Source organism: Mesocryomonas lacus (assembly GCF_055730135.2).
Window position 1 is genome coordinate 214,549 of record NZ_JBUZWE020000009.1, and the last position, 25,369, is coordinate 239,917.

Genomic DNA, 25,369 nt, shown 5'->3' on the forward strand with positions numbered 1-25,369 from the left:
CATATTCCGGCCGCGCGCTGATCTCGCCGAGAGGCGGGCGGCCTACTTGGTCTCGCCGGGCGAGCGGTTATAGACGTCGTCGCTCCGCACGATGTCGTCCTCGCCGAGATAGCTGCCGATCTGCACCTCGATCAGTTCGAGCGGCACCTTGCCGGGGTTCTCCAGCCGGTGCCACTGCGTCGCCTGGATGTAGAGGCTCTCGTTCTCGCGGGCGAAGCGCACCTCGTCGCCGACGGTCACCTTCGCCGTGCCCTTGACGACGATCCAGTGCTCGGAGCGGTGGTGGTGCATCTGCAGCGAGAGCTGGCTGCCCGGCGTCACATGCAGCACCTTGACCTGGAAGCGCTGCTGCAGCGACAGCGTCTCGAAATAGCCCCAGGGGCGGTGGTTCTTGAGGTGTTGTTCGTGCTCGCGCCGCCCGCCGAGCTTCAGGCGCTGGACGATCGCGCCGACCTCCTGCGAGCGGGAGCGGTCGGCGACCAGCAGCGCGTCCGGCGTGTCGACGATGACGAGGTCGCTGACGCCGAGCGTGGCGACGAGCGAGCGCTCCGAATGGATGTAGGTGTTCGCGGTGTCGATCAGCACGGCATCGCTGTGCACCGCATTGCCGTCGGCATCGTGCACGGAGGCATCCCAGAGCGAGGCCCAGGAGCCGACATCGCTCCAGCCGACGCTGAGCGGCACCACGGCGGCCCGGTCGGTGCGCTCCATCACGGCATAGTCGACCGAGACCGAGCGCGCGCGCGCAAAGCTCGCCGTCTCCAGCCGGATGAAGTCGAGATCGCGCACCGCGCCGTCGACCGAGGCCCTGACGGCCGCCGAGATCTCCGGCTCCAGCCGCGCCATTTCCGAGAGGAAGGTGCGCCCGTGCAGCAGGAAGATGCCGCTGTTCCAGGCATAGTCGCCGCTGGCGAGGTAGCCGCGCGCGGTTTCGGCATCCGGCTTCTCGGCGAAGCGGCGGACGTTCGATGCCGTGCCCCCGGCCAGCGCGTCGCCCGACTGGATGTAGCCATAGCCGGTGTTCGGCTCGGTCGGCGTGATGCCGAACAGCACCAGCCGGCCGGTGCGCGCTACCTCGGCCGCCTTGGCGACGCCGGCGGCAAAGCCCGGCACGTCTGCGATCAGGTGATCGGAGGGCATGACGCAGAGGATCGCCTCGGGATCCTCGTCGACGAGCAGCATGGCGGCGGCCGCAATCGCCGGGGCGGTGTTGCGCGCCTCCGGCTCCAGCACCATCATCTTCGGCGTGATGCCGGCCGCGTCGCATTCGGCGCGGACAAGGAAGCGGTGGTCGTTGTTGCAGAGGATCGTCGGTGCCGCGACGCCGGCGGTCGTGCCGAGCCGCTCGAGCGTGGCGCCGAGAAAGCTCGGCCGGTCCTCGAAGAAGCGGATGAACTGCTTGGGATGCATGGCGCGCGACAGCGGCCAGAGCCGCGTGCCGGAGCCGCCGGACAGGATCACCGGGTAGATCGTCATCGCCGTTCCTCGCATCGCGCGCCGCCTGCCGCGACGCTGCGCGACGATTAGCCGAGATCGCCCCCCCGACGCAATTTGCCGCCCGGCTTTTCCGTCGCCGTGGTGCCGGAGAGATGAATCGGTCGCCGTCCTCGATAGTCCGGGAAGGTTCTGCGCGACCGCGCGCCGGACTGCCGATGGGGAGAGCGCACTTCGTCGGCCGGCGGCCGGGAAGATCCGTGGTCCTTCGGCCGTGGAGCCTTCGCCTCACTGGCCCCGTGTTCAGGTTGAGCGGTTTGCTGGCGATGCAATCTGAAATTGCAACCACAGAGGGTCCCTGCTACATCATCTGACATTGCCGGCCCATGATCTGCCGCCGGAAACAACCGAAGGCGGAACGGTTCGCGGCAAGAGTCTCAACAACCCTGTAGCCTGTTCTGTAAGCATACAGTCCCTGGCGGATAAATAACCGGAAGAATTCTTTCCGCAAAGTCATCAGAAACTCAGCAATTTTCACGGGTATCCGGCATTTCCTCCTTCCGAGAGAAAAGGCAGATCCATGACGACATCCCCGCAGCGGATGAGCTTCGGCATTCAGCCGACCGGATGGACCAATGACGACTTTCCGGAGATCGGCAATGACGTGCCCTATCAGAAAATCCTCGACGAGACCGTCGAAGCGGGGTTCGAGGGCGGCAGCACCGGGCACAACTATCCCGTGCATCTTCCCTCGCTCCTTCAGGCCCTGCGCAGGCGCCATCTGAAGATCGCCAGCACCTGGGCCGGCACGAGCTTCACCACCGGGATCGACGCAGCGGCCGCCATGGCGGCGTTCCAGGCGCAGGTGGCTTTCCTGAAGACGGTAGGGGCGCAGGATGTCGTCGTCGCCGAGCTCGCCGGCGCGGTGAATCAGATCCGGACGGTGCCGGTGCTGACGGGCCGGCCGGTCTTCAACGAGCCGCAATGGTATCTCCTGACGCGCTCGCTGAACGAGGCCGGACGGTACGCGCACGAGCAAGGCATGCAGCTCAGCTATCACCCGCATGTCGGCACCGGCGTCATGACCTATGCGGAGGCCGGCCGGCTGATGGACGCGACCAACCCCGCCTATGTCGGCCTCTGCCTCGACACCGCGCACCTTCACTACGGTAGCGCTCTTGCGCAGCGGGAGGCCGGGCACGACGCGGCCGATGGGCAGCGGGCGCTGGTCGAGTTCACCCGCCGCTATGCCGAGCGCATCACCCACGTGCACCTGAAGAATGTGCGCGGCGCGGTTCTGGCGCCGGCGGTGGATCAGGATTTCAGTTTCTACCAGGCGATCCTGCAAGGCATCTTCACGGTGCCCGGCGATCCCGAGGGGAGCCTCGACCTTCGCCCCGTCCTGCAGATCCTGCAGCAGGTCGGCTATCACCGGTGGATGGTCATCGAAGCCGAGCAGGATCCCGCCAAGGCCAATCCGCTGCAGAGCGCCCGCACAGCCCGCGCGTTTCTGCGCCAACATCTGGGGTGGTGAGATGACCGGTGGTGAGATGACCAAAGCCGTCCAGCGTGAGATCTACTTCAGCTTCTTCATGTTCACCGCCGACCTGCGCCCCGGCGACGCTGACTACGCCAAGCTGCTGGTCCGGCACATGAAGGCGCTGGCCGAAATGGGCTATACCGGCTTCGATCTCCACATCGCCGTCGGCGCCGCGGAGCGCGACCATCGCGCCGAGGTCGAGCGCTATGTCCTCCTCAAGAAGACCCTCGACGATGCCGGTCTGAAGGGCCTGAAGTTCACCACGAATGTCGGCACCACGCGCACCTTCGATCCGACATCGCCCTATGAGGAACAGCGCCGCGAGGCCCTGTCCTATCTGAAGTCGCGGGTCGACATCACGGCCATCATCGGCGATGGCGACTCGATCATGTCCGGCCCCTTCCTCTATCCCTACGGCGTGTTTCCGCTGACCGACAGCGGCGATCCGATCGTCAGCGACGCGCTTCAGGACTGGATGAAACCGCGCTACCAGGCGGCACGGCGGCTGTTCCATGCGCTGACCGAGTATGCTTCCGAGAAGGGGGTGAAACTGGCGATCGAGCCGGTGAAGAGCTGGGAGACGCCGCCGCCGAACATGGTGTCGGAGGCGCTGGATTTCCTCGCCCATGCCGATAGTCCGCGCTGCGGGGTGACGATCGATACGGCCCAGGTGGTGATGGAAAGCCAGGGCCCGGCGATCTTCCGCCAGAACGTCGTCCGCGCCGCCCGCGAGAAGCGGCTGTTCTACGTCCACATCTCGGCCCCGGACCGCGGGGCGGTGAAGGACAGCTGGATCCCCTGGGACGTCATGCTCGGCGAGATCGAGCCGGTCTATTCCGGGCCCTACCTCGTCGAGGTGTTCAACGCGATCCCGCCCTTCGACAGCTCGATGCGGATGGCGCGCCGGCGGTTCTGGCGGCCTGGCGAGGACGTGCCGGAAAAGGGGCGCGACAGCGCCTACGACGTCGCCCGCGCCGGGCTTGCCGTGCTGCGGGAGCAGATGGCCATCAACGCCGCAAGACGAGCCGCGACCAATCCAGCCGCCCACGTTTGAGTCTGCCCGCCGGACAGGCTGCCGACGGTCTGGTTACACCGGCGTGGATGCACCTGCAGAAACCGCTGTTCCCTTTCGGACGAAGCCCGGAGACTTCCATGGTCGCGCCCTTGCCGGATCCCATCATCATCGCCCACCAGGCGGGCGACGTCCGCATCCACACCTTCATCTCGGCCTATACCGGCGACAACATCGCCAATGCGACCCACATCGTCGAGAGCGAGAACGTGCTGGTGCTGATCGACGGCCAGTTTCTCGCGCCCTATGCCCGGCAGTTCCGGGCCTATGCGGACAGCCTGAACAAGCCGATCGACCGGCTCTACCTCTCGCACCGCCACCCCGACCACTGGTTTGGCCTCGGCGATGCCTTCGCCGACGTCGCCATCCATGCGCTGCCGGAAACCATCAGCTTCCTCGAAGAGCATGGCGAGGACTCGCGCCAGGATCACTGGAAGCTCGGACGGCTGGCGCCGGAGACGGTCGTCATTCCGACCTACAGCATCAGTCCGGGCGAAGAGGTCATCGGTGGCATCAAGTATGTCTTCGACCGCGTCGTCGACACGGAGATCGATTTCCTGCTGACGATCGGGCTGCCGGACCTCGGCGTCTTCATCGCCCAGGACCTCCTTTACAGCGGCACGCATCTCTACCTCACGCAGCACATGGCCCACTGGATCGGCGTCCTGCAGCGGCTGCTCCTGTCGGACTACGATCTGTTCCTGCCCGGCCACGGCGTTCCCGCCGGCAAGGCGGAAATCGCCGGCAACATCGAATACCTGTCCGCCGCCCTTGCGGCAGTCGGCGAGGGCCTGACCGGCGACGCCTTCAAGCACTTCCTGCTGCAGCGCTATCCCGGCCGCCTCTGCCCCGGAATCTTTGACATCTACCTGCCGCGCCTGTTCGGCAGCGCGAGCGACTACTAGCGCATACGGCGGCGGAGTGTTTGCCCCGTCGGTACAGCAGCATTCGGAATCAACCAGATGGGCACTCCTTGTGCGCCCGGCCGGACGCATGGCGGTCTGCTGCCCGGTAAAAATGCCCTCAGCCAAGAAGGCGTCACCCCGATGGAACAGCGATACACGGTCGGACAATATCTCGCCGACAGGCTGCACGAACTGGGCCTCCGGCATCTGTTCTCGATCGCCGGCGACTATTCGATCCAGTGGATCACCCGCTACGCCGCCACCAGCGGCATCGAGGTCGTCGCCGAGGTCAACGAGCTGAATGCCGGCTATGCCGCCGACGGCTATGCAAGGCTGAAGGGGATCGGCGCGCTCTGCACCACCTATTCGGCCGGCGCGCTCTGCGCGGTGAACGCGCTCGCCGGCGCCTATGTCGAGCGGGTGCCCATCGTCCTCATCAACGGCGCGCCCAGCATCAAGCGCACGCTGACCTTCGAGCAGACCGGCTTCAGCTCGCATCATTTCATCAGCGGGCGCGAGACCGACCTGCAGGTCTTCGAGTACATCACCGCCGCCGCGGTGCGCGTCGACAGCCCGGAGATCGGGCCGATGCAGATCGACTATGCTCTGACCCAGTGCATCACCGAAAGACGCCCGGTCTACATCGAGCTTCTGGAGGACATGATCGACCTCGAATGCGCCCGCCCGGAAAGGCCTTTGCGTCCGGCACGCGCGCTGTCCGATGCCACAAACCTTGCAGACGCGGTCCAGCGGCTCGGCGACCGGCTGCAGCAGGCGAAAAATCCGCTGGTCTGGATCGGCGTCGAGGTCGATCGTTTCGGCCTGCACGCCGAGACCGAGCGCCTCGTGCGCCAGCTGAACATTCCCTACGTGACCGAGCTCCTCAGCAAGGCCGTCCTGTCCGAGGACGACCCGCAGTTTGCCGGCGTCTTCGACGGCATGTCTTCCGCCAGCGCCACGCAGAAGCTCGTCAAGGATGCCGATTTCGTCCTGGCGCTCGGGGTCTGGCTGACCGACATCAACGTTCTCGGCTGGACCGTCGACTACGACAAGACCGCTTTCGTCTCGATGGAGACGGTGAAGTACGGCACCTATTTCAGCGCGCAGGTGACCCTTCAGCATCTGATCAACGGTCTGCTCCAGCGGGGTTTGCGGCGCAATATCGAGCGTCCCGCCGCCTGTGAACCGGTCCCGGCCGACAAGGACCCCGGCGACACCATCACCTACCAAGGCTTCTACGACGTCATTCCCCGCCACATCGACGCCGATACCATCGTCGGCAGCGATGCCAGCCTCAACTATTTCGGCAGTCTGCTCCTGAAGGTCAGCCAGCCGCGCGGCTTCATCGTCCAGTCCTCCTACTCGGCGATCGGCTATAGCGGCCCGGCCGCGACCGGCGTCTGCCTTGCCAAGGAAGACCACCAGCGGATGATGGTGTTCTCCGGCGACGGCGGGTTCCAGATGACCGCGCAGTGCCTGTCGACGCAGACCCGCCTGAAGCTCGACCCGATCATCTTCGTCATCGACAACGGCGTCTACGGCGTCGAGCAATGGCTGGCGGACGCCTCGGTGTTCACGTCGGGCAAGCCCTTCTACACCGCCTGCATCCTGCATCCCTGGAACTACAGCGAGCTGGCCGCCGTCTTCGGCTGCCGCGGCTGGAAGGTGTCGACCTATGGCGCGCTGGAGGAGGCGATCCTTTCCGCCAAGGCGCATTCCGGCAGTCCGTCGATCATCCAGGTCGTCGTCGCCGATCACTCGATCCCGAACAACGCGACCTGGAAGAAGGACTAGCACCGTCCCGCCGCCGCTTTGCCTGCCGCATCCCCTGCATCCTCTGCCGCTTCTTTCCGTCCCGCAGCATGGCCCACCATCCGGTGGCCATAACCCGAACAAGGGAAAACCATGGCAACGCTGCTGACCGACCACCCAGCCCCCGGCGGCCCTGGCGCCACCGCCATGTGGACCCGCGCCGACAAGGACGCGATCGGGACCGCCTTCTCGTCGGCGAGCCGGATCTGGTTCACCGCCGCCGGCGGCATCGTCACCGAGATCTACTTTCCCGACGTCGACACGCCGCAGATCCGCGACCTCCAACTGATGTTCACCGACGGCGTCACTTTCTTCCACGACGCGCAGCGCGACTTCACGCATGAGTGGGAGGCGATCGACCCGCGCGCCCCGGCCTTCCGGCTGACCAGCACGGCGATCGGCCAGCCCTATTCGGTGGTCCAGGAGATCATCGCCTCGTCGGACTCCTCCTGCCTCCTCATCCGCACCCGCCTCATCAGCGACGACGCGGCTTTCCTCGCGGGGCTGAAGGTGTACGCGCTTCTCGCGCCGCATCTGGGGGGGCAAGGCTCCGCCAATTCGGCCTATGTCGCGGTGACCACCGACGGCAAGAAGCTCGTCGCCCGGCACGGCGACTTCTGGCTGGCGCTGAATGCCAGCTGCGGCCTCGGCCATACCAGCTGCGGCTATGTCGGGGTGAACGACGGCTGGACCGACATCATCGGCAACCGCCGCCTGCCGGTCTGGGACTATCACTGCGCCGAGAACGGCAATGTCGCTGTGATGGGCGAGATCGCCCGCGGCACCGACACCGAATTCGTCCTCGGCCTCGGCTTCTGCCTCGACCGGGACGGCAATTCCTCCCAGCCGAACCCGGCCATGGTGATGATCCGCGAGGCGCTGAGCTATCCCTTCGACCAAGAGGCGCCGCGCGGCCAGCTGCAGACCTACATCAACGACTGGGTCGAAGCGCGCCTCGCCTCTCCCGGCTTCAAGCCGGTGCCCAAGACGACGGGCGACAAGGACCGTCTCTTCAACCTCAGCCGCAACGTTCTCATGACGCATGAGGACAAGAGCTCGCAAGGCGCGCTGGTCGCCTCGCTCTCCATCCCCTGGGGCTACAACAACCGCGACGAGAACGCCGGCTACCACCTCGTCTGGCCGCGCGACATGTGCCAGAGCGCGACGGCGCTCCTGGCGGCCGGCGAGATGGACCTGCCGTTGCGGGCGCTGATGTTCCTGGCGACCAACCAGTCGCCGGACGGCGGGTTTCACCAGAACTTCTTTATCAACGGCGTGCCCTACTGGGACGGCGTCCAGCTCGACGAACTCTCCTATCCCGTCATCCTCGCCTATCACCTGACGCAGGCGAAGGCGCTGCAGTCCTATAATCCCCGGCCGATGGTGCTGGCGGCCTCGGGCGCGGTGATCGCCAAGGGCCCGATGACGCAGGAGGAGCGCTGGGAGGAGAACGAGGGCTATTCGCCCTCGACGCTCGCCGCCAACATCGCCGGTCTCATCTGCGCGGCCGATCTTGCCGAGAACCACTGGGGCGACCCGGTGACGGCAAACTTCCTGCGCGAGCACGCGGACTTCCTCGAATCCCATCTCGAGGCCTGGTGCGTCACCACAAAGGGCGAACTCGTGTCGGGCATTGCCGAGCACTACATCCGCATCCTGCCGACGGAGGTCAAATCCTGGGGCAACCGCAACCCCTCGCTGCCCGAGGATCCGAATACCGCCATCGTCTACCTCAAGAACATCCAGGGCGGCGGCGCCTTTCCGGCCCGCAACGTCGTCGACGGCGGCTTTCTCGAACTCGTCCGTTTCGGCATCCGCGCCGCCGACGACCCGATCATCAAGAACACCGTCGCGATCATCGATGCCGAGCTGAAGGACAACCTGCCGCAAGGACCATGCTACCGCCGCTACAACCATGACGGTTACGGGCAAGGCGACAATGGCGAGCCTTTCGGCTCGACCGGGGTCGGTCGGCCCTGGCCGCTGCTGACCGGCGAGCGCGCGCATTACGAGGTCGCCGCCGGACGCGACGCCAAGCCCTATGTGCGCACCCTCGAAGCTTTTGCCGGCGCGCGCGGCCTCATCGCCGAGCAGCTGTGGAACGCCCCCAACCTTCCGAACATCTATCCGCCGCTGGAGACGGGCGGCCCTACCGGCTCGGCCATGCCACTTGCCTGGGGGCATGCCGAATACATCAAGCTGGTGCGCTCGGTGTCGGACGGCCGGGTTTTCGACCGGATCGATCCGGTCGCCGACCGCTACCTCAAGCCGCACGCCAAGAGCCCGCTCGAGGTCTGGAATTTCGACCGCCAGTTCCTGTCCATGCCGGCCGGCAAGACCGTCCGCATTCCGCTGCCGTCGCCCTTCCGCCTGCGCTGGACGAAGGATGACTGGCAGAGCTTCGAAGATCATACGGCCACCGGCACCGAGGTCGGCATCTACTATGCCGATCTACCGACGCTTCCCGGCGCGGCCGGATCGGCGCTGACCTTCACCTTCTACTGGCTCTCCAGCCAGAGCTGGCAAGGGTCCAACTTCACCATCAACCTCCACCCCTAGACGGTCGGTTTTCCCATGTCAGAAGCCCTGTCAGATGCCGAACACCCCTTCGCAAGCCTTGCGCCCACCGTCGCCACCGAGGAAGCCATCGCCGGCGACTACGATGCCGTCATCGTCGGCGCCGGCATTTCGGGCGCCATCATCGCCAGCGCGCTCACCGAGAAGGGATGCCGCGTCCTGATCCTCGAGGCGGGGCTAGGCCGCGACCTCTCGCAGAACGGTTTCCAGCGGTTTCTCGAAACCTTCTACGGCAACCCGAACAAGGACAACAACGCGCCGTTCCCGCGCAACCCGAATGCCGAAATGCCGCGCGGACCGGACCTGCGCACGCTGAAGGCGGGGCAGACGAACACCGAGGCGTACTGGGTCCAGTCAGGACCCTATGTCAGCGACTCCGTCTATACCCGCGTGCTCGGCGGCACGACGGTCCATTGGGAGGCCAAGGCCATCCGCATGCTGCGGGAGGATTTCCAGCTGAAGAGCCGGTTCGGCCGCGGGCTGGACTGGCCGATCGGGCTCGACGATCTCAAGCCCTATTACGACCGGGCGGAATTTTTGCTCGGCGTATCCGGCGACGCGGCGGCGCAGCGCACGGTCGGCGTCGAGTACAGCAGCGAGGACTACGTCTATCCGATGGTCGAGCTGCAGCCGAGCTATCTCGACCGCATCGTCGCCGAGCGCCTCTCCGGCATGCGCGACGAGATCGGCGGCACGCCGGTCGACATCGACTGGATCACCTTTCCGCAGGCCAAGAACGCCGATCCGAACCCGGCTTACGCCAAGTTCAACGGCGGCGCGGCATTCTCGCCGTCGGGTGCCATCAGCCTGCACCAGACCGAGGAGGGCGAGCGCTGCCAGGGCAACACCAACTGCGTCCCGCTCTGCCCGGTCCAGGCCCGCTACGACGCGCGCAAGACGCTGATCAAGGCCATCGGCACCGGCCGCGCCAAGCTGCTCGACCAGGCGGTGGCGAGCCGCATCATCCTCGATCCCGAGACCGGCGCGGTGACGGAGATCGAGTTCAAGCGCTATTCGGACCGCCGGTCGCCGGCGCACACGGTCGGCCGCGTACGCGCGAAAGTCTTCATCCTCGCGGCAAATGCGGTCGAGAACGCCCGGCTGATGCTGGCCTCGGCGGCCGAGAACGGCCACCCCGTCAACGATCTCACCGGCCGCCACCTGATGGACCATCCCTATCTCCTGACCTGGGGCCTGCTGCCCGAGGATGCCGGAACGGGAAGGGGCCCCTCCTGCACCTCCGGTCTCTGCAATTTCCGGCAAGGTGACTTCCGCAACCGCTACGCCTCGTTCGCAGCCGACATTCACAATGATGGCTGGGGCTGGGCAACCGGCTCGCCGCTCGCCGATCTCGTCGAGTTCGTCGACCAGGACAACCTCTCCGGCCGCGCTTTGCGCGAGGCGCTCGGCCGGCGCCTGTCCCGCCAGCTGCTGCTCGCCTTCATGATCGAGATGCCGGCCGATCCCGCGAGCCGCGTCACCGTCGATCCGCGCCATGTCGACCGTCTCGGCAACATGCGGCCCGTCGTCGACATGAAGATCGACGACTACAGCATGGCGACGGCGGAATACGCCCGCGGCCTGTCGCGGCGGATGTTCGAGAAAATCGGTGTCGAGGATTTCACCCACTACGACCCGTGGGACTACGGCTACGTCTCCTACAATGGCGAGAGCTATGCCATTCGCGGCGGCAACCATCTCTCCGGCACGCATGTCATGGGGACGGTGCGGGAGAACTCGGTCGTCGACGACGCCCAGAAGTCCTGGGATCACCCCAATCTCTACCTCGTCGGGCCGGGCAGCATGCCCTCGATCGGATCGTCCAACACCACGCTGACGGCGGCGGCGCTCTGCCTCAGGACCGCGGACGCCCTTCTCGCCCACATATGACCTCCCTCTGAAAGCGAGAGCCTGTCATGGAATCCCCCAGCACGATCATCGAGACCGTCGACCAGCTGAAGCAGTATCTTCAGGTCGCCCTGCAGCTCGAGCACGCGACCATCCCGCCTTATCTCACCGCCGCCTATGCCGCGAATGCCGAGGTCAACCGGCCGTCGATCGACATCATCCGCGCCGTCGCGAAGGAGGAGATGCTGCATCTGACCTTCGCGGCGAACCTCCTCAACGCCATCGGCGGCTCGCCGGATCTTGTCGCCGAGGGCTTCGTTCCGCGCTATCCGACGCATCTGCCGACCGGCCAGGACGATTTCGAGGTTGGAATCGAGACGCTCTGCGACCATGCGCTGGAGATTTTTCTGGCGATCGAGCGGCCGACCAGCCTGCAGCCCGAGCATGAGGGGCGCTTCGAGCGCCTCCGCAAGACGGTATCCGTGTCGAGCAACCAGATGGATCTCTCCATTTTCAAAGCGGAGAACACACTGGTGCCGATCAGAGCGTCGGGGGAGGGCGCCTTTGAACTGCAATACGACATCGCCGTCGTGCCGCACCACCGGCTGACGACCCTGCGCAAGTCGATCTCTGAGGCCGGGCGGTCGCTGGTCCCGCGGGTTCCGGCGCTCGCCGATGACGGCGTGGATATCGAGCTGCACTATTGGAGCATTGGCGAGTTCTACAAGGCAATCCATCTCGGCTTCGTCGAGTTGACGCTGGAGCTCGGCGCCGAGGCTCTCTTCTGCGGCGACCCCCGGCGGCAGGTCGACCCGAAATACTATTACTCCGCGGGGGGCGACCTGACGATGGTGACCGACCTCACCAGCGCCCTGAAGGCGATCGACTTCATCGCCAGCCAGGGCGAGGGCGGCACGGAAAGCGTCTACGATCCCGGCGGCGAACTCGCCCATTACTACCGCTTCGACCAGATCCGCCAGCGGCGCTACTACCGCGATCCGAACAAGGACGGGACGGGCGATGCGCCCGGCCACCCCACGGGCGGCCGGTTTCCGGTGGACATGGCGGCGGTCTTCCCGGTGAAGGCCAACGCCAAGGTCGCCGATTACGCCGGCCATCCCGAGCTCCAGCGCCACGCCCGCCTGTTCAACGGCCGCTACCAGCGTTTCCTCGGCCTTCTCACCCAGGCCTTCAACGGCTATCCCGAAATGCTCGGCAGCGTCTTCACCTCAGAAATGTTCGCGATCAAGGACGCGATGGAGCGGCTCGTGCGCCACCCGCTGCCCGGCACCGCCTTTCATGCGGCACCGACCTTCGAGATGGACGAGGTCCTTTATCCCGACAGCGTGCCGAAGACCGCGCTGAAGGGGGCTTCCCGAATTCCCTCCGGTCCCGGGGGGACGCCGACAACCGTTCCGTCCGCCGCTCCTGCAGAAGGGGCGGGCCGCCATGTGTGATCCCCTCGACAGCTTCCTCAGCCTTTCCGTGCAGCTTTGCGGCCTCTCGCGCTTCGATCTTCTGGGGACCGGCTACGGCCCGCGCTATTTCGCGGTGGTCGAACGCATCGTCGGGCCCGAGAGGCTGCAGCGGCTTCTCGATGCCTACGAGAACTGCAAGGTCGTCCGCAACGTCGATGGACAACGCGCGTCCTCGGCATGCAGCCTGGAAGGGGCGATCCGCAACCATCCGGAGTTCGGCCCGATCGCCCGCAACATCACCAAGCTCTGGTACAGCGCGGTCTGGTTCGAGCTGCCGCCGACCTGGCGGGCGAATTTCGGTGCGCGGCCCGGCGACAGGACCTTCATCCCGTTTCCCCACGCCTATGCCGAATCCCTCCTCGGTCCCGCCGTCGGCGCCCATCCCGCCGGCGCCAAGCCGGGCGGCCACCAGTCCTGGGTCCTCCCACCGGTGCCCTTGCCGATTCCGGAGGAGTGCATCTGACGCGGCGCCGGGCATTGCCGGGCGCTGCGCTGACGGTGTCGGAGATTGTGCAGGTGAGAAGCGGATTTTGCGCAAAGGCAATTGTCACGAAGCTAAGTCGTGGCTGGGGCGCCAGGATTCGAACCTGGGAATGGCGGCACCAAAAGCCGCTGCCTTACCACTTGGCGACGCCCCATCGGCAGCTCAGCCGAACGGCGGTTCTATACCGCCTCCGCCGAAGGCTTGCAACGCCGCTCTCACCCGGACCGGCACCTTGAAAAAGATTCCCGCGAACCAACTTGCAGCCGCGTTCGGCGGCGGCTATAGAGCCCTCGCAGGTCACGGAGTGTAGCGCAGCCTGGTAGCGCACCTCGTTCGGGACGAGGGGGTCGCAGGTTCGAATCCTGCCACTCCGACCATGCAACCCACTGAAAGCTCTATCGAATTTTAGAGCCTCCCGAAGGCGATTTGGGTTGCCGCGACAGATACCGCGACAGATACGAGCGCTGGAAACCCCGGTCGATCCATCACGAATCGATGCCGGGGCATGCATAGTGCAATCCTCCGCCCTTCGTTTGCGAGATTCGAGATGCACTTCGCCGCCGTCGACATTGGGTCTCCCGCCAAGGGTAATCTCGGCTGGGCCGTTATCGGCGACAGCCTCGACGTCGGCGGCACGGACCCCGACGAGCTGATCAGGGTCCTTTCCGAAGTCTCGAGCATCGGGCCGATGGTCCTGGGCTTCGAGGCCCCGATGTATGTCCCCGCCGGCCGGCAGGTGCAGGCTCTGCTTAAGGCGCGCCCCGGCGAAGGCAGCCGAGCATGGAGCGTTGCTGCGGGCGCGACGACGACGGCGATCGCGCTGGCGGTCGTCCCGTGGATCCTCGATAGCCTGCACGCAGCAGTGCCGCATGCGGTCGCTTGGCAGGACTGGACACGTCTACCGACGATGCCTGGAGAGCTACTCGTCTACGAGGCCTTCGTTTCCGGCGGTCCGTCGGATGGCCATATCGCTGACGCGCGGGCCGCCGCTGTTGCCACGCGCGACGTCATGGCAACACCTTTTCCGGAGAGCATGCTCCAGACGGAGGCATGCATGAGCCTCCTCGGCGCCGCTCTACTGCACTCAGGTCTTTCTGATGACCTCATCGAGCTTCGGCGGCAGTGTCTCGTCGTTCGCGCATTGAAGACCCTCACTCCTCCTTGACGCCCGACCCCGCGACGCCGCACAAGGCTCCATGATCTCAAGCTCACACCTCATACGTCGCCGCACCGCCTGACGGTCCCTCCGGGGGCCGCGACGACGCGCACCCCGACATGAGAGCGACCCCATGGCATCCGAGATCTACTTCACGTCCGACACCCACTACGGCCATCGCGGCATCATCGCGATGTGCGACCGCCCCTTCCTGTCCGTCGATGACATGGATGAGGAGCTGATCAAGCGCTGGAACGAGCGCGTCCGCGGCAACGACATCGTCTACCACCTCGGCGACTTCACGATGGGTGCGTCGGCCGAGCGCGGGGCCGAGATCTTCAAGCGCCTGAAGGGCCGCAAGCACCTCATCGTCGGCAACCACGACGCCTTGAAGGTTCGGTCCCTCCCGTGGGCCTCTGCGCCGCGAGATCGCCTCCTGCTACGGCACCCGGGGGAGAAGTTGCCCCTCGTGCTCGACCACTAGGCCCTCCGTGTGTGGCCGGGCCTTCAATACGGCGCCGTGCACCTCTTCGGCCATAGCCATGGCAACTTGCCCGGCGTCGGGCGCAGCGTCGATGTCGGCGTGGACTGCTGGGACTACCGCCCGGTGACGCTTGAGGATCTCCGCCCGACGTTGGAGCGGCAGCAGGCGATGCTCGACGACGCGCGGGCGGGGCGGGACGTCAGCGAGATCGACGACGAGGCGGAGCCGTCGGACAACTAGAGAATGTCGTACGAGTTGGATGCGAATGGCCCTGAAGGGGCATACCGCGCGGATGTGAAGGCGCGACCGCCGACGTCGATCCTGAGGGCCTCGCCTTCGTCGACTTCGACCTCGATGGGTCGCCCGAGGTCAGCGGCGCGCCAGCGGTTGACCGAGTACGAACGCACCTCGATCGCCTTGCAGGCGGACAGGGGCAACGGGTCGATACGGCACCACCACTCGTCGGGCGCGGCACCATTGGACGACTCGAGCTTCGCGATCTGGGTGTCTGTCCAGTTGAGGAGGCCGTTTCGGACATCCGTCCACTTCTCGAAGTGGGCCTCGTCGAGAACAAAGCGCGCGTGCCACAGGTTGCCGGAACGCCAGTACGGGCCGCGATGCGCGGTGGCCGTCCGGTCGCCGTTCGCACTCGTCGTCGCCCACAGAAAGTCCGGCGTCGGGAAGCCCCCGATGCGGTTCTTACCGGGGCGGAGTTCGCCGGACTGGAGGATGAACGGCAGCCGCGCCGTGTCCGTGTGGTGATACAGGTCTGCCATGCGAGCGACTGAGCATGCCAGGCGTTGAGGACGCGTTGCCGCGTGTTATCTGAAGGTAGCCTACGGCCATCGCTGGTGACCTTGAGATCACATGCGGCGACCTTGTCGCAATCCGCCGGCCGCGCTCTCCTTGATGCGAGGAGAGCGCCATGACCGACGAAGCCTACCCGCTGTGGGACGAGATAGAGGCCGAGGCTGACCGCATCGAGCGCATCGCCCTCGGTGAGATCAACGACGACGACTGGCACGACGTCGACGCTGCGGCCGACGCGTAAACCTTGAACGATCCTATGAGCCCTTCGCCGGCCATCCCGGCATGCGATCATTGACGCCGGCTTCCGAGGGCGCCAGGTTGCGGCCCGCATCCAAGGAGATTCCGCCGTGGCGTTTACCAACCCCCATGCAGTTCAGTCGTCCCTCATCGGCACGGGCGCCATCGCCGGCATCGTCATGCATCAGACCATGATGGGCCTCCTCGATGCCATTCGTCAGGGCCGCGCGGATCGTGCCGACGCCCAAGCCTACGCAGCCTGGGACCACGCCCTCGGCGAAGCCCGCCACAACGCCGCGTCGATGGCCGCTCTCGCCAAGGTCGCGGTGACGGCCGCCCTCGATGCGCAGGACGAGGCCGAGGACCTCCGCCTCGAAGTCGCGCAGCTCCGCCGCGCCGTCGCCGAGCGCAACGACGTCATCCGCGCGCTGGCCCAATGAGCGACATCTTCGTCGCTCACGGCCTGCATGCGCTCCACGAGTGGCCCGAACTGCAAGACGAGGTCCTCGCGCGTCTGGAGGCCCGCAGGAAAGGCCTCCAGAGACGCGAGACTGAGGTCGTCGGGGTGATTGGACCTCCCGAAACGACCGATCCGAGCTCGAAGCACGAATCCTGAAATGAGAACGGGGACCCGGTATGATGCCGGGTCCCCGTTCTCGTTTCGCCGTTTTCCGTACTACGCCGCCCGACGCCTGCGCGGGCGTGGGTGCATCGCGTCGACGCGCGCGGCGAAGCCCGGCGCGTAGTCCAGGCGCACGGCCGGCCCGTGATCCGCGAGATTCGGCACAACGACATTGAGCTCAGGCTCGCGGCGACGGCACGGCTGCACCCCGAGTGCGCCGCCCGCTTTGCCCGTCGCCAATCTTCCGCAGACCAGCCCGCCCGCAGCCGCCATCCGCGCGAGATCGTCTGGGCCCTGCCGCAGGAGCCACGCGTGCTGGTCGGGCGAGAGCGCAGCGAGCGACACGCGGTCGCGCTCGGAAGGAAGCGACGACGCGAAGCCGTGCACCGCCTTCGCAACCGGGTCGGTGCCGGCGGCGCTCGGCGCGAGGTCGTCCGGCAACGCGCCCTTCAGCACACGTGATCGGCCCCTCGCGGCGATGGTCTGCGCGATCTCGGCCGTCGGGTCCTCGACGGGAGGCTGATAGCCGGGGTGCGGCACCGAGCCGCCGCCACCGCCGCCGAGAAGTCGGAACGGGGCGTGGAGCGCCCCGTCGATGGCCCACCAGCACCACCGAAGTCCAGAGGCGATGGCGGAAGCGGCGTTGCGGAGCGCGGCGACGATGGCTGCGAGCATGTGTGTTTTCTCCCTCGAGTTGGATCTCAAGGCTCTTCGCGGGCGGCGCACGGAACAAGCTGAAAACGGCGGACTTCAAGTTTCCGTGATCCCACGGAATAGGGGTTTGGTGGGTGTCAGGAAGCGATTTTTTCCACAAAACGCAGCAATTTCAGATGCTTAGATAGAACGAGATTTGACATGCATTTATAGAAATGAGATATTGAAGTTGTCGCAACAAAAGAGCGGCGAAAAATTACGGGAGATAAAGTATGGCGGTTCAGAAGAAGGCCAAGCAGAAGCGCGTCGTAAAGTGGAACCCGGCAAACGACTTCCGGAAGGCGGTCAAACGGGAGGGGGCGACCTACGAGATCAGCCACCACACGATGTCCTACTCGAACTACATGCAGATCAACTTCGCCGACGGGACGGAGTTGCACATGAGGCACTTCCCGGGCGAGTGGTCTGACGACCTCGGCACGCTCGAGGCCTTCGTCGCTGACCGGGAGTCCAAGAGCTTCATCCAAGTCGCGCCGGGCGAATACGTGACCTGCGGATAGCGCACTTCAGACAACAGAGGCCCCGGCATCACTGCCGGGGCCTCTTTCGTTTTACGGCTTCGATCCGCAGGTCGCGGCGCCGTGCGCGTTGTGCTCGACGATCTGACGGATGGTGCCGTCGGTGAGCGTGGCGACGTCCGACGCGGACGGCCGGATGGGTCGCCAGCCGTCGCACCCGGCACTACCCGTCGTGCTGCACCCAGCGAGCAAGCTCGTCGCGGCGAGCGCGGTCGTCCATCTGATCAACCTGGTCATCCGTGCGGTTCCTACTTCTAAAGGATTCGAGCGCCTCGTCAGTCTGCCGGGAGACCCAGATGTGACTGCCTGCCCCCTTTAGGTCCGCAGAAGGATCGCTGTGGCGACGGCGGCCGCCGCGGCGATGCCTGCAAGCCAGCGCCCCGCGCAAGTTCCGGCGATCCAAGGGCATCATAAGATAGGAGCGACCGCTGTTCCTGAAATCGGTCAGATCGAAGCTGGTGTTTGGGGACGTGACTTGTCATCGAGGTCCGGCATGCGGCCGCGGGCACCCGGTGGCGTATCCCTGCCTTGCCATTGGCCTCGCTTCTCGTGCCTAGCGTCGGCCGAGCGCGCTGGCTTCTTGAACTTATCCGATGCCGTGCCGGTGAGTGCGCGGACTTCGAAGTGGAGGCTTGCGATGGCAGCCGCGCTGCTCGTCCGCCAGCATCTGGATCTCGTCGATGACGGCGACGTCGACGCGGCGTCCAACGTCGATCGTCTCGATGGTGCGGGCGTAGTGGATCACATCGTCGCCGGTGTCGCGCTCCTCGCCCGTGATGAGCCCGGCGCGCAGTCCGGCGGCACCGAGGCCCTCGCGGTCCTCGTGCGCGAGTAGGCGGAGCGGCGACAGGATCTCGGCCGTCGGCGCGTCGATGGCGAGACGCAGGGTCTCGTAGGTATTGCCGGATGTAGCGAGGCTGAGAACCGTGACTCAAACAAGGTTGGTGTCTGACTCGGATCCCGCAGAAGTCTGACTCTCGAAGGTTCGGAAGGCGACGCCCGCTGGGTTGCGACAGACTTGGAGCGGGCGTCGGCCTCGAGGCTCGGCATCGGCTGGGAGGCTAGCTGGAACTTACCTTGGCCGCATGAAACGGTCGTAGGTGTCCTCCTCCGTCGCCTCCGCTTGGTATCGCGGCCCGGTCCCCTCGAGATGCAGCAGGGTGATCTCCTGATCTTGACGGCCGGCTCGCAGGCACATCTCGACGACGGACTCGCTGAACCACGTACCCGCAGGTTGGACGATGCCGGACCGAGTCTCGTCCGAGTGTTCGCCCGTCACGGCGGCCGAGCGTGCGGGAAGCTCATACATCGTGTTCTTCGTCTTGATGAAGGTACCTGTCTTCAAGGCCGGGCCGCTTGGCTTGGACCAAAGCGCAAATCCCTCGTTCGACACCACGACCAAGGCCCTGGTTTCCGTGTACTCGAGCCAGCGGAGTATCGCGGCCGTCAACGAGACCCCGTACCTATCCGCCAGCGTCCCGAGCTGATCGAAGTCGGGCCGCGCGCATGCGGTCAGCACCCGACGAAAGTCGTTGAGGGGCATAAGCAGGTTGGCTGCGAACGAGTCGGCTTCCCTTTCGATTCCCTGACCGCCTCCCTGGTGGACGCTGTCCTCGTCGCAGTAGATGCCGCCTGTGAACGCGCCGTCGTCCTCGATCATCCGGCGATGCAGGACGTAGTGTCCGAACTCGTGCGCGACCGTGAAGCGCCGCCTTCCGGGAGACTGGCCGAAGTTGCAGTAGATGCCCCAGTTCCGTGGCACGTCGTCGCTGTAGAGGAGGGCGCCCGTGCAACCCGGCAGATCGCGGTCATCGATCTCGACTATGGGCGTCTCGCGTGCCGTCTGCGCCGAATATTCGAGCGCCAGTTCCTCCACGTCGAGCGGGCCGCGATCGAACCTGTCCGTTCCCTTCAACTGGTCCAGCAGGGTAGTGATCCTTGCCGCCTCCTTGACCGGGCGCGGGCGTCCATCGGTCATGTCCGCGGCTTGCCCCCGAGCGTCTTCGCGATCTCGCGCAACTGGCGCTTCGTGTCTGCGGGCATGCCGCTGTACTCGCGGAAGAACGCCTTGTCCTCGGCGTCGCCAAGCGTCTGGCCGTCGGCGCCCATCAGGTAGTCGACGGTCACGCCGAGTGCGGCGGCGATCGCCGACAGCTTCTCGGCCGACGGGCGCGGCGGGTTTTTGTTCTCCAGTTCCCAGACGTAGCTCTTCGACGATCCCGTCGCCGCCGCAAGCTGGTCCAGCGTCAGCCCCTTGGCCGTCCGGAGCTCCTTGATCCTCGGGCCGAAGCTCATCGTGTCCTTCCCGTCGTCGCGCCTGTCCGAATCGCCGTCCCCCGCGTTCGCTGTGGACTTACCGTAGGACCCTTGACTCCGGCGCGCAAGGCTCCCACGTTGTTCGGAGTAGCGATACAGGGCGTATGCCTAACGTGGCGTTACGACAGCGAGGAAATCGTCATGCGTCATTGAGCGCGGTGGGCCGAGAGCCTGGAACGGAGAACGAGAATGAAGAAACGCCAGACCCACACGGGGATCGACCCCTTCGAGGATCCGCTTGATCGAATCCTTGCGGAGATCGCGTTCACCATCCAGCTCCCGCCGTCGCTCCACCGGAAGGCCGTCGCCCGCTACGAGGCCGTCCGCAACCACCTCGAATCCACGTCCTGCCATTTCCATGGCCAGATCGAGCGCTTCTACCCGCAGGGGTCCATGGCGATCGACGCCACCATCTCGGCCCGCGGCACTGACGACGAGTACGACATCGACATCATCGCGCAGCTCGGGGACCGCTTCCGTGGCATGGCGCCCCTCCAGATCCTGACGGAGCTGGAGGAGGCGCTCGACGGCTACCGCGGCATGCGGATCGAACGCCAGACGCGCTGCGTCACGCTGTTCTACGCGGACAACATGCACCTCGACGTGACGCCCGCCCTGCGCGACGGCCCGGCCACGCTGGAGCGCCAGAGCCGGATCCCGCACGCGAAGGGGCCGAAGGTTTCGGCGGACGACCACCTCGTGCCTACGAACGCCTACGGGTTCGTGGAATGGTACAACGCCAGCACGCCGATCGAGACGCGCCTTGTCGAGGCCTTCAACAGGCGGTGGATCGACAGGGAGATGGAAATCCGCGCCGAGGCGGAGGTCGACGACGTTCCAGACCAGACGGAGTTCGTGGTCAAGAATACCGCGACGCTCGCCCTCCAGCTTCTCAAGCGCTACCGCAACATTCGGTACGCCAACCGTCCGGGTCGAATGCCCCCGTCCGTCATGTTGTCCCACTTCGCCGCGCGGTTGGCGGGGCAGGGCTACCGCCTGACCGACATGGTCATCGCCATCTCGGAGCTGATCGTGCGCGACACCGAGGCGGCCGCAGCCCGCGGCGGCCTCCTGCACGTGTCGAATCCTTGCTACGCCGACGACGTCTTCACGGACCGCTGGCCGGGCGACCAGGTCGCCCAGGCCCGGTTCGCGCGCGACCTGCGCGATCTCGTCGCCGGACTTCAGATGGCACGGCGCGGCAGCATGACGTCCGTCGCGGTGCAGGACTGGATGCGCGAGACCTTCGGCGATCTGGTGGTGACGAAGGCCGTGCGCAATATCGCGGACCGAGCCGGAGCGGCGATTCGTGCCGGGAACCAGGGGTACTCCAGCTCGGGACGCCTCCTCGTCCCCGCTGCGGCGTCGCTCGCGCTTCCCGCGAAGGCGGCCGCGAGCGTACCTGGGTCGCGCCACACCTTCTTCGGGGACATCGTGAAATGAGCGTCTTCGTGCGCATCGGCGACCAGGTCGCCGCGATGAAGGCCGACTGGCCGATGCTGAAGGCACGTCGTGTCGATCGAGCCCGCCAGTCGGCGCGCTGGGTCGGCAAGGTCCGGCCGAACCTTACGGACCACGAGATCGAGCTGCGCTACGCGGACGGGTGGCCGACCGTCCGGGTCCTGGCCCCGGCTCTTGAGGAGTTGCCCGGCAACCCGGAGGGGCGCCTTCCCCACGTATACGGTCCGCTCGAGGACCCGACGCTCTGCGTCTTCGACCCGGCGGCGGGCGAATGGGCGCCGTCGATGCTGCTCTCGAGGACCATCGTGCCTTGGACCCTCGACTGGCTCACCTGCTACGAGTTCTGGCGGATGACCGGGGAGTGGACGGGCGGGGGACGTCACCCCAAAGCAGGCGGCACCGACGGCACGCAGGAAGTCATCCAGTGAACTACGTTCCACCGCGCCGTTCGGACGGCACCATCCAGCAGACCCGCATCAAGCAGCCGTGGCCCGAGGGCCGCCTCTTCCGGATCCTGTCGATCGACGGGGGCGGCATCCGCGGCGTCTTTCCGGCAGCCTACCTTGCCGAGATCGAGAAGCGGTTCCTTGGGGGCGCCTCGATCGGCAACCATTTCGACATGGTCGCGGGAACGTCGACGGGAGGCATTATCGCGCTCGCCCTCGCCCGCGGGATGTCCGCGCAGGAGGCGTTGCGTATCTACGTCGACCGGGGCCGCCGCATCTTTCCTCCGAAAGCCGGGGCTCGGAAGTGGGCGGCCAACCTTCGGTGGATGGTCAAGCCGAAGCACGACCAGTCCGTCCTGAAGGACGAACTGCTCCAGGTGTTCGGCGACGCGGTTCTCGACGCCGCCCGCACGCGGTTGGTTATCCCAAGCTTCGAGGGCCGCCACGGCGAGCCGTTCATCTACAAGACGCCGCACCATCCGGACTACCAGAACGATCGCCACCAGCGCTTCGCGCACGTCGCGCTCCACACCACCGCCGCGCCCTCCTACTACGAGGGCGTCGAGCACGATGGCCTGATCATGATCGACGGTGGCGTCTGGGCGAACAACCCGGTGATGAACGCGCTCGTCGACGCGCTCGCCTGCTACGATGTCCCGCGCGAGAACATCCGCATCCTGAGCCTGGGAACGGGCGAGGGCACCTTCACCGTCGAGGAGAAGGCAAGGACGGGCGGCGCGAAGGATTGGGCCTTCATGCGTTCGTTCGCCGCCGCTGCGCGGGCGCAGTCGAAGAACGCATTGGGGCAGGCGTTCCTGTTGACGGGCAAACCCAACGTCGTCCGGATCGACGTGCCCGAAAGCCCCAATCCCATCGCGCTGGATGACGTGGAGCGTGCTCTCAGCGAGCTGCCCTTGGTCGCGCGAAGCTTGGTGGAAGGCTCCGGTCACCGCGTCCAAGAGGTGTTCCTTCAGGACACTGTGGACCACTTCCTCAAATGCCCAGTCGTCACCTAGGAACCGAAACGGCAGAGTCAGGCGATCCGTCCCTTTGACCCTGCCGCTTCTAGCACCGACCTACACACGCCCCTCCATCACCCGCTCCAGCCGCGACGGCTCCGCTCCCGAGCGCCCCTCCACTGTCAGCACGGCCGCCACCCGCTCGACGACCTCACGTTCCGCCACGACGATCCCTCGCGCCCTCGCGAAGCATTCGTCGAGAACGCCACGAACCCGCGCGCGCAGCGCCGGATCCCGCCCGAGCGCCGCGACAGCCTCCTCGGGCGTTGCGGCCAAATGCAGGAGACCCTCGCCGAGGCCGAACGAGGTCTCGACGGCCGCCACGATCGCCGTGGCGTGGGCGAGGTCGCTACCTGCACTCCCGCCGCTCCCGTCACCCCGGACGCCGATGATCTCCTCCTCCGCGGCGGACCCCGCGAGCAGGACCGTCACTTCCGCCAGGAAGCTCGCCCGCGTCCGGTCGAATCCCGGCCGGCGGCGAAACTCCGTGGTGCCTGCGGAGCCATCGACGCAGCCGCGGTCCACCCTTGCCTCGACGGGGTCGCTGCCCGACTCGTCGGCGAGCATGATGCCGACGACGAGGTGCGCCGCCTCGTGGACGCAGACCCGCCGGAACAGGGCGTCGGACTGCCGCGTCTCGTGCGGGAGTCCCTGCTGAAGATCGGCGACCGTCATGGATTCGCGCCGCCGCCGCGCCCGCCGCCGGGCATCCCGCACGAGCAGCTCGATGTCCGCCCCAGTCGCGCCCTCCATGCGTTCGGACAGCGGTCCGAGTTCCGCGTCCAACAGCGCGCCACGCAGGTGGTGCCGAAGGATTCCCACCCGCGCCGCCGCGTCTGGGTGGGACATCATGATCACCCGGTCCAGCCGGCCGGGACGCAGGATCGCGTCGTCGATCAGGGCAGGGCGGTTCGTGGCGCCAACCACGACGACTCCTTCGCGCCCTTGCGCGCCGTCAAGTTGCTCCAATAGGCCGTCGATGACCTGTCGGCTGTAGGCGGAATAGCGGTCGCCGGGGTCATCGCGGGAGCCAAACGAATCCATCTCGTCCAAGAACAGGATGCACGGTGCCGCGCGCCGCGCCTCGGAGAAGGCGCGGACCATCGCCTTTCAGCAGATCGCCCAAGTGCCCCTTAGCCTGCCACGTGGCGCAGGAATGCAGGTGCACGGGGACGCCGCAGGTCCGGCCGAGCGCCTGCGCGAACATCGTCTTGCCGACGCCCGGGGGGCCAGCGACGAGCACGCCCTTGTCGACGTCCGCCCAAGGAAGGAGTCCTTTGCGGTAGTCGGCGAGGTCGGTCGCCAGGTCCTTGCCCCAGCGCCCGGCGTCGCCGAGGCCAGAGAGGTCCTCGAGCTTCGGGCCGTCCGACGTGAACTTGGGGCCCGGCCCCTCGTCCTCGTCGGTCTTGGGCTCCGCCGTCGCCACTGCGGACAGGAGCTTGCGGGCGACCCGCAGTGACCGCTCCACGCTGCGGCCGGCCACGACGACGCTGTCGAGGAGGTCGATCGGTAAGGTGGCGATCACAGCGAGTCCCTCCCATCCGGGGGAGTGGCCGACGGTCGTCATGAACGCGCCGCGCAAGATCCGTGGGTCGAGCTTCGGCATTTCGACGACGCCTTCTGCCGAGGCGAGGAACGACACCGACACGGCGCCCTGGTCCGGGAAGAGGACGCAGGCACGCTCGTCGCCGCGCGCGGCTTCGAGGACGAGGGACTCGATGCTTGCTGTCGTCTTCCTCCGGCTGTCGGTCTTGTCGTACACGGTGACGTCGTAGCCGAGGTTGGCAGAAAGGGGCGCCTTCATGATCTCGCGCACCGCCGAGCTGACGGCATCGACAGATCCCACATCCACGCCGACGAGGCCGAAGGTGCAGGGCTCGCGCCGCAGGACATGGTGCAGCCCGGCGTGGCGCAAGGCGCGGACCACCAGCCCGCGTGCCACGAAGACCGACGGCTTGAGCTTGCTGGCGGACGGGCGCCGGATGAGGTTGATCCGGGCGGCCTGCTCGCGAAGGGAAAGCACGGTCACTGGCGTGCCCTCCTTTCGATGCCGGAGCCGATCGGCCCGAGCTTGTACCAGCGGGTGAGCGTGCGGGCGAAGCCGTGCTCGGGCGCGAACACCCAGAGGTCCGACGTGACGCCCATGCGGCCGCTGCGGATGGCGGGATGGCCCTCGAAGTAGCCGCGCAGGCATGGCACCGGACGGCTGTCGAGCACCCAGTCGTAGATGTAGGCCGATCCGTCGATCTCGAACGGGTCGGGCAGGCGGCCGGACTTCAGGGACTCGAGGTCTGCCACGAGCCGACGCAGGCGATCGAGGTGCTCGTCGAGCTGGAGGGGTTCGCCCGAGGGCGTGATGCGGATGGTCAAGGCAAGGTCTCCCGTTCGCGGCCGCTCAAGGAGCGTGCCGCGGGGTTCGGTTGGGGCGGGTGAGGG

27 protein-coding genes, 2 tRNA genes and 1 pseudogene are annotated in these 25,369 nt (G+C 66.4%); 19 read left to right on the forward strand and 11 right to left on the reverse strand.

All coding sequences use genetic code 11. The features are described from left to right. Nucleotides 1-42: 42 nt before the first annotated feature. Nucleotides 43-1,476 (reverse strand): mannose-1-phosphate guanylyltransferase/mannose-6-phosphate isomerase, encoded by a 1,434-nt coding sequence (locus tag ACZLZY_RS15735; RefSeq protein WP_472934674.1) that lies wholly within the window; start codon nt 1,474-1,476, stop codon nt 43-45. A gap of 538 nt (nt 1,477-2,014) precedes the next feature. On the opposite strand from ACZLZY_RS15735, the gene ACZLZY_RS15740 reads away from it, so the two are divergent. From ACZLZY_RS15740 to ACZLZY_RS15775, 8 genes are all read left to right on the forward strand, one after another. Then, entirely contained in the window at nt 2,015-2,968 is a 954-nt protein-coding gene (locus ACZLZY_RS15740; protein ID WP_472934675.1) for a TIM barrel protein, read from the forward strand. A 16-nt stretch (nt 2,969-2,984) separates the two neighbouring features. Next, nucleotides 2,985-4,028: a sugar phosphate isomerase/epimerase family protein gene (locus ACZLZY_RS15745; protein ID WP_472934676.1), complete on the forward strand. Its 1,044-nt coding sequence runs from the start codon at nt 2,985-2,987 to the stop codon at nt 4,026-4,028. Between the two features lie 98 nt (nt 4,029-4,126). Beyond that, complete coding sequence (locus ACZLZY_RS15750) at nt 4,127-4,951, forward strand: MBL fold metallo-hydrolase (protein ID WP_472934677.1); 825 nt, start codon at nt 4,127-4,129, stop codon at nt 4,949-4,951. Nucleotides 4,952-5,092: 141 nt separating this feature from the next. Next, on the forward strand, nt 5,093-6,745 hold the full coding sequence (locus tag ACZLZY_RS15755; protein WP_472934678.1) for an alpha-keto acid decarboxylase family protein: 1,653 nt from the start codon (nt 5,093-5,095) through the stop codon (nt 6,743-6,745). A 111-nt stretch (nt 6,746-6,856) separates the two neighbouring features. Next, on the forward strand, nt 6,857-9,322 hold the full coding sequence (locus ACZLZY_RS15760; protein ID WP_472934679.1) for a glycoside hydrolase family 15 protein: 2,466 nt from the start codon (nt 6,857-6,859) through the stop codon (nt 9,320-9,322). A 15-nt stretch (nt 9,323-9,337) separates the two neighbouring features. Next, the gene (locus tag ACZLZY_RS15765; protein WP_472934680.1) at nt 9,338-11,230 is read left to right on the forward strand and encodes a GMC family oxidoreductase; all 1,893 of its coding nucleotides are present in this window, start codon (nt 9,338-9,340) and stop codon (nt 11,228-11,230) included. Between the two features lie 26 nt (nt 11,231-11,256). After that, entirely contained in the window at nt 11,257-12,645 is a 1,389-nt protein-coding gene (locus ACZLZY_RS15770; RefSeq protein WP_472934681.1) for a ferritin-like domain-containing protein, read from the forward strand. Next, complete coding sequence (locus ACZLZY_RS15775) at nt 12,638-13,129, forward strand: hypothetical protein (protein ID WP_472934682.1); 492 nt, start codon at nt 12,638-12,640, stop codon at nt 13,127-13,129. The genes ACZLZY_RS15770 and ACZLZY_RS15775 overlap by 8 nt, the downstream gene beginning before the upstream one ends. Nucleotides 13,130-13,229: 100 nt before the next feature. On the opposite strand, the gene ACZLZY_RS15780 is transcribed toward ACZLZY_RS15775, so the two are convergent. Continuing rightward, nucleotides 13,230-13,304: transfer RNA gene (locus ACZLZY_RS15780), tRNA-Gln, on the reverse strand. Nucleotides 13,305-13,450: 146 nt separating this feature from the next. Between ACZLZY_RS15780 and ACZLZY_RS15785 the strand changes: the two genes are divergently transcribed. From ACZLZY_RS15785 to ACZLZY_RS15800, 4 genes are all read left to right on the forward strand, one after another. Then, a tRNA-Pro gene (locus ACZLZY_RS15785) sits at nt 13,451-13,527 on the forward strand. 170 nt (nt 13,528-13,697) lie between these two features. Further along, the gene (locus tag ACZLZY_RS15790) at nt 13,698-14,315 is read left to right on the forward strand and encodes a hypothetical protein (RefSeq protein WP_472934683.1); all 618 of its coding nucleotides are present in this window, start codon (nt 13,698-13,700) and stop codon (nt 14,313-14,315) included. Nucleotides 14,316-14,439: 124 nt separating this feature from the next. After that, complete coding sequence (locus ACZLZY_RS15795) at nt 14,440-14,790, forward strand: metallophosphoesterase family protein (RefSeq protein ID WP_472934684.1); 351 nt, start codon at nt 14,440-14,442, stop codon at nt 14,788-14,790. 9 nt (nt 14,791-14,799) lie between these two features. Next, nucleotides 14,800-15,030, forward strand: a complete 231-nt coding sequence (locus ACZLZY_RS15800) for a hypothetical protein (protein ID WP_472934685.1) — start codon at nt 14,800-14,802, stop codon at nt 15,028-15,030. Here the strand turns inward: ACZLZY_RS15800 and ACZLZY_RS15805 are convergent. Continuing rightward, on the reverse strand, nt 15,027-15,566 hold the full coding sequence (locus tag ACZLZY_RS15805; protein ID WP_472934686.1) for a hypothetical protein: 540 nt from the start codon (nt 15,564-15,566) through the stop codon (nt 15,027-15,029). The two genes, ACZLZY_RS15800 and ACZLZY_RS15805, sit on opposite strands and share 4 nt — an antisense overlap. 149 nt (nt 15,567-15,715) lie before the next feature. Between ACZLZY_RS15805 and ACZLZY_RS15810 the strand changes: the two genes are divergently transcribed. Then, nucleotides 15,716-15,841 (forward strand): hypothetical protein, encoded by a 126-nt coding sequence (locus ACZLZY_RS15810; RefSeq protein ID WP_472934687.1) that lies wholly within the window; start codon nt 15,716-15,718, stop codon nt 15,839-15,841. Nucleotides 15,842-15,947: 106 nt separating this feature from the next. Next, nucleotides 15,948-16,277, forward strand: coding sequence for a hypothetical protein (locus ACZLZY_RS15815; protein WP_472934688.1), 330 nt, complete (start codon nt 15,948-15,950; stop codon nt 16,275-16,277). A gap of 236 nt (nt 16,278-16,513) precedes the next feature. On the opposite strand, the gene ACZLZY_RS15820 is transcribed toward ACZLZY_RS15815, so the two are convergent. Beyond that, entirely contained in the window at nt 16,514-17,134 is a 621-nt protein-coding gene (locus ACZLZY_RS15820) for a hypothetical protein (protein ID WP_472934689.1), read from the reverse strand. Between the two features lie 251 nt (nt 17,135-17,385). On the opposite strand from ACZLZY_RS15820, the gene ACZLZY_RS15825 reads away from it, so the two are divergent. Next, a complete protein-coding gene (locus tag ACZLZY_RS15825) occupies nt 17,386-17,673 on the forward strand; it encodes a hypothetical protein (protein WP_472934690.1) in 288 nt (95 codons plus the stop codon). Between the two features lie 51 nt (nt 17,674-17,724). On the opposite strand, the gene ACZLZY_RS15830 is transcribed toward ACZLZY_RS15825, so the two are convergent. Then, on the reverse strand, nt 17,725-17,928 hold the full coding sequence (locus ACZLZY_RS15830) for a hypothetical protein (protein ID WP_472934691.1): 204 nt from the start codon (nt 17,926-17,928) through the stop codon (nt 17,725-17,727). Between the two features lie 261 nt (nt 17,929-18,189). Here ACZLZY_RS15830 and ACZLZY_RS15835 point away from each other — a divergent pair. Continuing rightward, nucleotides 18,190-18,336, forward strand: a pseudogene (locus ACZLZY_RS15835) (damage-inducible protein); the annotation flags it as partial. Here the strand turns inward: ACZLZY_RS15835 and ACZLZY_RS15840 are convergent. The 3 genes from ACZLZY_RS15840 to ACZLZY_RS15850 form a co-directional block, all read right to left on the reverse strand. Further along, nucleotides 18,278-18,577, reverse strand: a complete 300-nt coding sequence (locus ACZLZY_RS15840) for a DEAD/DEAH box helicase family protein (protein WP_472934738.1) — start codon at nt 18,575-18,577, stop codon at nt 18,278-18,280. The pseudogene ACZLZY_RS15835 and the gene ACZLZY_RS15840 sit on opposite strands and share 59 nt — an antisense overlap. A gap of 186 nt (nt 18,578-18,763) precedes the next feature. Next, complete coding sequence (locus ACZLZY_RS15845; RefSeq protein ID WP_472934692.1) at nt 18,764-19,669, reverse strand: ImmA/IrrE family metallo-endopeptidase; 906 nt, start codon at nt 19,667-19,669, stop codon at nt 18,764-18,766. Continuing rightward, entirely contained in the window at nt 19,666-19,986 is a 321-nt protein-coding gene (locus ACZLZY_RS15850; protein ID WP_472934693.1) for a helix-turn-helix domain-containing protein, read from the reverse strand. Before ACZLZY_RS15850 ends, ACZLZY_RS15845 begins: the two co-directional genes overlap by 4 nt. 210 nt (nt 19,987-20,196) lie before the next feature. On the opposite strand from ACZLZY_RS15850, the gene ACZLZY_RS15855 reads away from it, so the two are divergent. Genes ACZLZY_RS15855 through ACZLZY_RS15865 form a run of 3 tightly spaced genes read left to right on the forward strand, consistent with a single transcriptional unit; the run spans nt 20,197 to nt 22,930 of the window. Beyond that, on the forward strand, nt 20,197-21,450 hold the full coding sequence (locus ACZLZY_RS15855; protein WP_472934694.1) for a nucleotidyltransferase domain-containing protein: 1,254 nt from the start codon (nt 20,197-20,199) through the stop codon (nt 21,448-21,450). Beyond that, complete coding sequence (locus tag ACZLZY_RS15860; RefSeq protein ID WP_472934695.1) at nt 21,447-21,896, forward strand: type II CBASS E2 protein; 450 nt, start codon at nt 21,447-21,449, stop codon at nt 21,894-21,896. The genes ACZLZY_RS15855 and ACZLZY_RS15860 overlap by 4 nt, the downstream gene beginning before the upstream one ends. Further along, nucleotides 21,893-22,930, forward strand: coding sequence for a CBASS cGAMP-activated phospholipase (locus ACZLZY_RS15865; protein WP_472934696.1), 1,038 nt, complete (start codon nt 21,893-21,895; stop codon nt 22,928-22,930). Before ACZLZY_RS15860 ends, ACZLZY_RS15865 begins: the two co-directional genes overlap by 4 nt. A gap of 60 nt (nt 22,931-22,990) precedes the next feature. On the opposite strand, the gene ACZLZY_RS15870 is transcribed toward ACZLZY_RS15865, so the two are convergent. The 3 genes from ACZLZY_RS15870 to ACZLZY_RS15880 are packed head-to-tail and all read right to left on the reverse strand — an operon-like array spanning nt 22,991 to nt 25,303. After that, nucleotides 22,991-23,977 carry an AAA family ATPase gene (locus ACZLZY_RS15870; RefSeq protein ID WP_472934697.1) on the reverse strand — a complete coding sequence of 329 codons (987 nt, stop codon included), beginning with the start codon at nt 23,975-23,977 and terminating at the stop codon, nt 22,991-22,993. Next, on the reverse strand, nt 23,952-24,962 hold the full coding sequence (locus ACZLZY_RS15875; protein ID WP_472934699.1) for an AAA family ATPase: 1,011 nt from the start codon (nt 24,960-24,962) through the stop codon (nt 23,952-23,954). Before ACZLZY_RS15875 ends, ACZLZY_RS15870 begins: the two co-directional genes overlap by 26 nt. After that, nucleotides 24,959-25,303, reverse strand: coding sequence for a hypothetical protein (locus ACZLZY_RS15880; RefSeq protein ID WP_472934700.1), 345 nt, complete (start codon nt 25,301-25,303; stop codon nt 24,959-24,961). The genes ACZLZY_RS15875 and ACZLZY_RS15880 overlap by 4 nt, the downstream gene beginning before the upstream one ends. Nucleotides 25,304-25,369 lie beyond the last annotated feature (66 nt).